The 9422-nt window shown below is 46.8% G+C and carries 7 protein-coding genes; 3 read left to right on the forward strand and 4 right to left on the reverse strand.

Going from position 1 to position 9422, the window contains the following annotated elements; all coding sequences use genetic code 11:
- Positions 1 to 105 (reverse strand): prepilin-type N-terminal cleavage/methylation domain-containing protein (locus tag Q0668_RS25875; RefSeq protein ID WP_366918889.1); only part of this gene is annotated, 105 nt, incomplete at its 3' end.
- 528 nt (positions 106 to 633) lie between these two features.
- On the opposite strand from Q0668_RS25875, the gene Q0668_RS10800 reads away from it, so the two are divergent.
- From Q0668_RS10800 to Q0668_RS10810, 3 genes are all read left to right on the forward strand, one after another.
- Positions 634 to 3303 carry an FAD-dependent oxidoreductase gene (locus Q0668_RS10800; protein ID WP_298864124.1) on the forward strand — a complete coding sequence of 890 codons (2670 nt, stop codon included), beginning with the start codon at positions 634 to 636 and terminating at the stop codon, positions 3301 to 3303.
- A 188-nt stretch (positions 3304 to 3491) separates the two neighbouring features.
- Positions 3492 to 4949 (forward strand): DUF1501 domain-containing protein, encoded by a 1458-nt coding sequence (locus Q0668_RS10805; RefSeq protein WP_298864128.1) that lies wholly within the window; start codon positions 3492 to 3494, stop codon positions 4947 to 4949.
- Positions 4950 to 5122: 173 nt separating this feature from the next.
- The gene (locus Q0668_RS10810) at positions 5123 to 7198 is read left to right on the forward strand and encodes a hypothetical protein (RefSeq protein WP_298864131.1); all 2076 of its coding nucleotides are present in this window, start codon (positions 5123 to 5125) and stop codon (positions 7196 to 7198) included.
- A 3-nt stretch (positions 7199 to 7201) separates the two neighbouring features.
- Here the strand turns inward: Q0668_RS10810 and Q0668_RS10815 are convergent, their stop codons facing one another.
- The 3 genes from Q0668_RS10815 to Q0668_RS10825 all read right to left on the reverse strand — a co-directional run.
- Complete coding sequence (locus tag Q0668_RS10815; RefSeq protein WP_298864134.1) at positions 7202 to 8143, reverse strand: hypothetical protein; 942 nt, start codon at positions 8141 to 8143, stop codon at positions 7202 to 7204.
- On the reverse strand, positions 8140 to 8544 hold the full coding sequence (locus Q0668_RS10820) for a hypothetical protein (protein ID WP_298864139.1): 405 nt from the start codon (positions 8542 to 8544) through the stop codon (positions 8140 to 8142). The genes Q0668_RS10815 and Q0668_RS10820 overlap by 4 nt, the downstream gene beginning before the upstream one ends.
- 50 nt (positions 8545 to 8594) lie before the next feature.
- Positions 8595 to 9422, reverse strand: an 828-nt coding sequence (locus tag Q0668_RS10825; RefSeq protein ID WP_298864142.1) for a hypothetical protein, incomplete at its 5' end; no start/stop codon positions are given.

Genomic DNA, 9422 nt, shown 5'->3' on the forward strand with positions numbered 1-9422 from the left:
TTGAACAGCAGGTAACAAAAGCGCAATTAATATTGCGATGATCGCAATCACAACCAGTAATTCAATTAATGTAAAACCACGTTTTAGCTTAAATCTCCTAGGCATCTTTAACTCCAGTAAAAAAGTAATGTATCAAAAAAACAATTAGATAATGTGTGCGAGTAGAATGGTGTGGAGTGAAAATAAAATGATTGAAACAATCGCCGCGTTCACTTGCGCAAAAGTTTACATACATTGATTCATCTCTGATTATTCACATTCAAAAAATCGACATTAGATAATATATTAGCGTTACTTAGTAAATAACCTGCTGAACAAATTTAATAAGGATGCCAATTTTAAATTGCAGCAACTGGGTTGCATAAAAATCACCCAGTGAATGCCGTTTTATTGAGCGAACAAAAGCAGTTCGGTAAGTATTTCTTAACAATCTTGTAATAGGCAAATTTAATGCCATTATTTTTTTGTCTGCTAACAAATTCAGATTCCGTATCAACAACAATCCGATATCATATTTCGATTCAAATTCGATCACTAAATGAAATGAGAGATGACAACTCATGTGAAGATGCCTTATTATGACTGAGACGGTGTTCCTGAATCCCTCATCCCTGCAATAAAGAAACACACTCCATGAAGAATCAGCTGCCGCTCCTCATCTGCATCCTGTGTTTATTTTCAGTAGAAGTCGCTCAAGCTGACCAGCAAGAGTTAAAAACCGATTTGTTGATTGTAGGGGGAACCGAATCAGGTTGGGCGGCAGCCATACAGGCGGCGCGGGGAGGCGTGAAATCGATCACGCTTGTCCTGGATGGTAATTGGCTTGGTGGACAATATACCGAACAGGCGCTGGCCTGCGTTGATGAGAATAAAGGTCCGGGCAAAGTCGGCTGGGGTGTTGACTGGCATCCCATGAAACGTTCTTTTCATCGCAGCGGTCTCTTCAAAGAATTAATGGATCGTATTGAAACGTTCAACACACAAAAATATGGATCGCCGATGCCGGGGCGTCCCTATCATGGCCCCTCCACGTTTCGACCGGCTGAAGCGCAGGCCATATTTCGCCAAATGCTGCAACCCTATATTGATAGTGGTCAGATTCGATTAATCACTCAGTATTATCCCGTCAAAGCCGACGTACATCGAAAAGGAAAACACCCTCGGTTAACGGGACTCTGGTTTGCTCCCGTCGGTTCAAAAAAACCAAACCTGCACATTTTAGCGAAATTAACCATTGATGCCTCTGACTGGGGAGAAGCCATTCAGGTAGCCGGTGCAGATTTTGAATTCGGAGCCGATCCCCGTTCACGTTACAACGAGCCGAGCGCACCGCTAGATACCGCAGACTATCCGGCGAATGAAATGAATCCGATCACATGGGCCATGATTGTTGAAGAAGCTGATCAAGATACGCCCATTTCCAAACCAGATCACTATGATGACCGTAATTTCGTGCGTTCAACGAAATTGGGTTCAGCGAAAATGAAACATCTCAAATGGGATCGACCGGCAAGAATCGGAGGCATAACACATTGGCCTGACGCAGGAAAAGCATCACCAAGGCAACTTTCGATTTTTACCGTGCGACGAATTGTCGATGGATATACGAGTAAAGATCACAAAACCAGCATCCTGCTCAATTACATGAACGGCCAGGATTACCCGCTCGAACGCTTACCACGACACGTGGTAGAAGCATTAGAGGAAACCGAACCAGGTGCTTCAAAGAAAAACATCGTCTTGATGAACCGCCAGCAGAGACAAATTATTTTTGACGATGCCAAACGTCATTCGCTGTGCCTGCTGTACCATCTGCAAAATTATGTGCATAAGCATGCTCCCGACAAAACGAACAGCTTCAGACATTTTCAATTGAGTAAGGAATTTGAAACAAAGGATCGACTTCCTCCCAAACCCTACATTCGAGAATCATTGCGGCTAAAAGCGCTTTATATGATGCGCGAGCAGGACGGACGCAATCGAGATGGTCGGCATAAAAAATTCGCACGCGAACGCTTTTCACATGTAATGTATCCTGATGGATTATTCGCCTGGCAATTTCATTATGATTTCCATCGCACCGGCCGTACGTACTTGAAAGAGGAAGGCAACAAAGGGCCGTGGATCGACTACGAAAAACCTGGTCGAAACACCAGCCTCGTCAGTGACCGTTCTGTGTTTCCATTGCGCAGTCTGGTTCCCATAAAAATGGATGGCTTACTGGGCGCACAAAAAAATGTGGGATACAGCAGTATTGTGAGTGCGGCGATTCGCCTGCATGATCAATGTGTTACCGTTGGTCAGGCCGCCGGCGCAACCGCAGTCGTCTCTTTGCAACACGATATTCCACCAAGAAAAATCCCCTATGATCGTGCACAACTGGAGCAGGTTCGCCATGCTTTGTGTCATACACAAGGCGCTGGAGTCGCCCTATTAATCTGGCCTTATCGCGATTTAGCACCAGCGCATCCCGCATTTGTGGCCATCAACCGACTCGCAGCGCGCGGCGCTCTACCAATGGAAGTCCGCAAAGTTGATTTCCGCCCGGATGATCGTACCACTGCGGAATGGCGTCAGCAAACCACACGTCTGGCATTCGCTACGGTAGAAAATACGAAGCTGCTTAAAACATTTCCCGCAGAGACCAATCGCGGAGAGTTTTGTCTGCAGTTGTGGGATCTCATCAAAAACCAGCCCATGCGTCCCTTTCCTCGTTTAAAAACGGACGATGCAGACAACGATGGAATTCGGGACCTGGATGATCCTACCCCTTTTACCCCGGGAGAACCCGTACAATGGTTAAGCACAAAAGTGTCGGCAGACCAGGATGGACTATTGGAGAAAACGAATCTACCCTCTCTCCGTCGAATAAACTTCACAGGGAAAATTGAAGCACCCGTCACCGGTTTTGAATCAGATCATGGTTTAGTCTTTGACGACAAACGCGGCTTTGGCTGGCAACGCGACCTCAGTCAGAATCACCGAAAACGTAACCGGCTTCCTGAAAGCTATCGAGACACGTTTATCTTCACACGAAATCATGACACATGGGAATGTAAAGTTCCCAATGGTAAATGGCTCGTCACAGTTTGTGTGGGAGACTCCGGACACGAACAATTCGGACAATGGGTCAAAGTCGAAGGAACGCAGGTCGTAAAAGAAGAAGCGACAGCCAGGGGCTTCTTTCTCGAGAGGAAAGTCAAAATCGATGTTTCCGATGGTCGACTGACTGTTGAAATTGGGAAGTTGGAAGCCGGCACAAACACGTGCCTCAACTGGGTCTGCTTTGAACCGGCCCCATAAAAGAACGATTGTTGTCTGTCTGCCTCTGATTTCCGCTACAAACCGGTTCTTTTTCTGGTTATTTTGCGCCCAGATGATAGAATCATATTGAACACATCAAAGAATGACGATATATTTAAGAAGATTACTAATCTAAGTCTTAGCACTGCGCGTGCTGGGCGATCTATCAATGGGAAGTGGAATCGGGAATGAAGCCAAAGAATCATTCAAACACTCACTCGCAACATGCCTTTACCGCGTTTAATCCGCTGGTTCCCGAAGGTTTGGTGTTACGTAGTCGACGGAATATGCTCAAGGCCTCGCTGGCAGGACTGGCGGGACTCTCTGTACCCAATCTCTTGCGCGCCTCCGATCAACTTAAGTCTATCGGCAAATCTTCTCTCTCCAAAAAAAGCGTAATCCTGCTCTGGATGACAGGCGGCCCCAGCCACATTGATACCTGGGACCCCAAACCAGAGCGCCCGATTCAAAACCGCGGCCCCTTTGGAGTCACGCAGACTTCCGTTCCCGGCATCACGATTACCGATCGGCTTCCCAAACAGGCGGCGATGATGGATCACTTTACATTGATCCGATCCGTCGATCCCAACAAGAGCAGTCATGAGCCGAATCAGGTCATGCAGACAGCCGACTTGCGTGCAACACCTCGCACGAATCGTAAAGGTGACAAGTACCCGGCGATGGCATCAATCGTGGCCAAGCATCACGGCGCAAATCATCCCGGCATGCCTCCTTATGTCGCGTTCATGAAACATCATTCCCATATTGCGTGGGGCGGTCATCTGGGAAAACAGTACGATCCGTTCATTGCCAACGACGCCGCCGACTTGCCGATCTATGATTCGGTGGGTAACGATACGGGCAAAACGAGTGGCGGAAAAATGTTTCAATTTGCGTCTGGTCTTTCTTACGAACGGATGAAAAGCAGACGCGATTTAATGCAGCAGTTTGATAAACTGCGAAATGACATAGATCAAGCAGGCTCCATGTCCGCGATCGACAGTTACAGTCAACGCGCTTACGATATGGTTCTGGGACAACGCGTGCAACAGGCGTTTGACCTGAACCAGGAATCAACGGCCATGCAAGACCGCTATGGTAAACATCTCTGGTGTCAGCAGGCACTCCTTGCTCGCCGACTGGTTGAAGCGGGAACGTCATTTGTAACACTCGATCTCAGTTACCATACTGCTTCGGGAACCTGGGACAATCATGGCGATAACATTCCCCCGTATGGCGGCATCAAAAATGGTTTAGGTCCGATCTTGCCTTTGTTTGATCACTTACTGACAACACTCGTGTCGGACCTTGAGGAGCGCGGCCTACTCGATTCCACGCTCGTGATTGCAATGGGCGAATTTGGCCGCAGCCCTAATTCCGGAACTCAGGGAAGCTCTGATGGTCGCAACCATTGGCCCGTTGTGATGTCGATGTGTCTGGCCGGCGGTGGATTGAATCATGGTCAGGTGATTGGCGCCAGCGAAAAAGATGGAAGCGTGATCAAACATCGTCCCGTTCGACCGGGAGATCTGGCAGCCACGATCTACCAATATATGGGAGTTCCGTTGGATACTCAGTATATTGATGAAAAAGGACGACCCAACTTTGCCATCGAAAATGGCGAACCCATTCACGAACTCTTCTGAATTGCCCCTTCCCGGGCGCTGTTCTCAGCAAATGGCTATTGGATCATTGAGCCTGTAGAGATGCCCTATTTACTGAAAAAATAAAAAACAGGGACCAAAGGTGACGATTCCCCGTTTGTTTTTTTCGTGCCATCCTATAATCTGCACTCTGAAAATGGAAAACAGCATGCGCTGTGCCTCATCATCATTCCATGGAATGTTTTGAAATTGCACCAACCCGCGTCTCTTCAGAAAACGTCTCTGATTTTATGCCGACTTCTACCAGCTCAACATCGAACGCTCCCCTCGAACAGCAGGAACCGTTGACTTGTTCCCGCAATCGTCGCTGGCTCGTTTATGTTTTGCTGTTAACAGTCACGATGGGACAGGGTCTATCAGCAATTCTCAACAGTGCCCCTCTGCAAAGTGCCAATGACCGTTCTCGGTGGTGCACCGTCTGGTCGCTGGTGGAACAGGGTACGTATCAGATTGATACGATTAACGAACGCAGTGATTGGTCCAGCATTGATAAAGTCCGGCATTCAGGTCATTTTTATTCATCCAAACCTCCGCTCTTCCCGACACTTGTTGCGGGTTTGTATTGGGTTATCAAAACGACAACCGGACTGAACCTGGATCAAAATCCATATGACGTGGCACATCTTATATTAATGATGGTCAATTTGCTGCCGATGTTGATCGCGCTGGTTCTGATCTGCCTCATGGTGGAACGCTATGCACGAAACGAGTTCACGCGGTACTTTGTTGTGACCGCAGGTTGTTTTGCGACACTCTTGACACCCTTTCTTTTAACGCTGAATAATCACTCTATCGCCGCGACCAGTGCTGTCTTTGCCCTGTATCCTTTCATGAGAATACTCCTGGATCAGGAACAAAAGAAGCGATTCTTTCTTCTGGCCGGTTTTTTTGCCATGCTGACCTGCTGTAACGAACTACCAGCAGCTTTGTTTGGTTTGATTGTGTTCGGATTCCTGTTTAAAACAAACCCCCGTTTGACCTGTCTCGTTTTTATACCGGCGGCACTCGTGCCTTTAATCGGTTTCTTCGCAACAAACTATGCCGCTACGGGAGGCTGGAAACCTTTTTATCTTTATTATGGAACCGAAAAATATCTATACGAGTACCGTGGCGTTCCCAGTTACTGGAAGAACCCGCAGGGACTCGACCGCAATCTGGATAGCCCACTGATCTATTTCTTCCATTGCACTTTCGGCCATCATGGAATATTTTCCCTTTCGCCAATCTATATACTGACTCTGATTTCCTGTCTGCGCGTTCGAAAAATAAAAGACCATATTCTGCGCCCTCTGCTCTGGATCAGCATCGTACTCAGTCTGATTGTATTTGGATTTTATCTTTCCAGGACAGGCAACTATAACTATGGAGGCAATAGTTCCGCGCTACGCTGGATGCTCTGGCTCACCCCATTCTGGCTGATTTCCATGATCCCATTCCTGGATCAGTTTTCTCACAAGCGCTGGTTACAGATTCTAGGAACCTTATGTCTGTTGGCATCTGTTTTTTCAGCTCACTATCCATTACACAATCCATGGCGGGCTCCCTGGCTGTTCACCATGATGAAACAAGCTGGCTGGATCAATTACGACCAGCGACCCCAGTCGCTCGATCGACCGCTGACAACCTGGATCGCATCGATTCCCGAACCGACGTCTGAAATTCCCGAACCGTTTGTGGAACTGACGGGCCCTTCCAACGATGGCCGCCTGCTCAAACTCAGACTGAGTGTTAAAACATCAAAAGAAAAACATCTGCGTAAAATTCAGGTCACCAGATTTCTAGGGACAAAAATCGTAGAAACGAAACAATACACAATTGATCTGCCCGCATTCGAAGCGGGAAAGTGGCCTAAAGAGTTTTTACGCTGGCCAGACGGGGAAGTCAGCCAGAATCAGAAATTTGCCGCTTATCGTTTCTTTTACGGAATGCCCCGATCCCGGATGTACAATCCGGGAAAAATTCGGCACTTGTTTACACCTTTGCGCGAAGATGCTTTTCGTTGTCAACTGGCAGCATCCCAGGTTTCCGTCACTATCGCTTCGAAAACAGAAGCAGAGCAAAAATTGCGTTATCGTAAAGATCTCTGGTTAACAGATCAAATTCCGTTCGGAATCGCAAAGGTCGAAACCTCAGTTTATAACGAAGAATCAAATCAACTCCTCAGCCGAGTGACGCTCATTGTCACAAACGCCAGTAGCGGTATCAAATCTGATCAACCTGAGAAGCCCTGAGATTTACTGCTGGGGAGCAGCCGGTCCGACTGCAGGCTGAATCCACGCACGTTCGACTTCCCCAATCTGTGCCGGATTGGGATGGGGTTTTGAAGCACGAACCAGAGCACGCACGTAAATTTCCTTCCCATTGAAGTTGTAGCTGGCGGAATTCCCTTTTACAGTTTTCAATTTCCTGCCGATTTTGCTGCTGTAATGTTTTGTGGCTCGTATTTCCAGTCCTCGTTTATCTAATACGGGAGTTCCTCTTTTGGGATATCCTTCCAGAGTACCTATGAAATCGGTAATGTATTCCACGCCCTCTTCCGGCTCGATCTCGATTTGAATCCCCTGATCAGTATAAGTGACCGACTTTAGTTCCACTCCGGATGACGAATAAAAACGCCCTGCTTCCATGGCATCAACCAGAGCTTCAGGATCCAGTTTTTTTGACAGGACAACGACCCAACCCCGGCCCGGTTCACTACCACGGCTGGGAATTTTGTGATAGTTGTGACCGTCATCTGTCGCCAGTCCATACATTACAGGCAGCTTCAACTCGGCCAGTCTTTTGGTCAGAATAATATCCCAGATCCGATCCGTGCTGGCATGGGTTTCATCTCCTTTGTTATTCACACCCGGGTGACCGTTATAGACTTCAAAGAAGTTTTCACCAATGACTTTCATCAAATCTTCAGCAGTCACTCCGTAATGAAAATTGGGATGATTCAGATGAATCATCATCGATTTCCCAGATCGTTCGCGTTGTGCCAATAGCGCATTAGTATTATTCTGCATGACGTCATAGACACTCTTCCCCCCCAGCGGAGTCAGTATTGAATGCACGTTGGTAGCGTTCATGTGCACGGGCAAGTTTTTAAAGCTGTCGGTGACTTCTTCGCTTTGAATCAACAGGTATTTGCCGGGTTCCCCCAGTTTCTCTGAAACTTCCGTGAATGTCCTCAATCGAACTTCGATCTGCCCGTCCTTATTTTTCTTTCTTCAATCCATTTGGGAAAACGTTTTTTTAATTCTTCGTAAGCGTGCAGTTTGCCTTTGTTTTTTTCGGGAACCGTCCAGCATTCTGACGTCGACAGCACATTATGATCGGTAAAAGAAAGGAAATCATAACCGTGGGTCTTATACCAGTCGGCAATCATTTCCAGATAATCATCGCCATCACTCCACAGAGAATGCGTATGCAAATTCCCTTTATACCATTTTTCATTGCCGGATACTTTTAATGAAACCGGCTCTGCTGCATGAGCGGCTGAAACCAGCGCAAATACACAAACGCAGATCAAAATGAAAGGTTTGAAGGATAAAATGTTGTCTACTCTGTTTATTGATGGTTTCTGACAGGTCATTCTGATTGCTCCGAAGTAAGTAAATCTCTGATATCAAATGAAAGTTAAATCTAAAAACCCTGGGGCGAGATACTGATTTCATCTGCCTGAAGTTCTTTTTGTTTATAAACATCGGGTGAAGCCAGCGGTTTTAAAAAGAGACCGGCATTCAAAATATTTCGTAACGCAACAGGTGAGACTCCCCAGCGAATGATAACCAGTTTTTCAGCATCAGAGGGGGGTTTGGAATTCGTTGTTAATGCCGGCAGATCCAGATCCTGAGGCAGGATAGTCCCTTGAATCTGTTGCAAGTCGATATCTCCCCAGAGGTAATAGAGCAGAAATGTTAGCTCTAACGGAGGCTCACTTTGACTGACGAGAATACAATCCTTTACATTTTTAGTTAAACGAAGCTGATGTTCAAATTGTAATAATCGCTCTCCCACCGGAACTGGTTTCGGTACGGAATAAACACCATAGATTATATGTAAACAGGACAAGGCAATGACAAGTGCAATTTCGACCAAACGGTGACCATCCTCTTTTTTAAAGCGATGGCTGTACCAGAGAACCATGATCAGGGATAAGCCCAGAATGATTATCTGTTGCAGAAAAATAGCCGAAACTTGCGGACTGAGCGTATTTGCATGAGAGGCATTAATAAAAATCACAGACAATACGCCGAGAGTGAAGACAGCCAGAACAGTTGGATAACTGACACGCCGCAAAGCAATCTGCTGAAATTCCCAGGTGACGATTGCCAGCATGGGGAGAATCAAAAACAACTTCCACATCGCGCGGCTGCTGGTTTTCATTTGTGGGAGATATTGAACGCCCCACCAGAACAGCAACCCACAAAATAACCAGATCAATATTAATCGTAACCAGGCGGTCTCCCT

Origin of the sequence: uncultured Gimesia sp. (assembly GCF_937910335.1) — a bacterium.
Taxonomy (GTDB): domain Bacteria; phylum Planctomycetota; class Planctomycetia; order Planctomycetales; family Planctomycetaceae; genus Gimesia.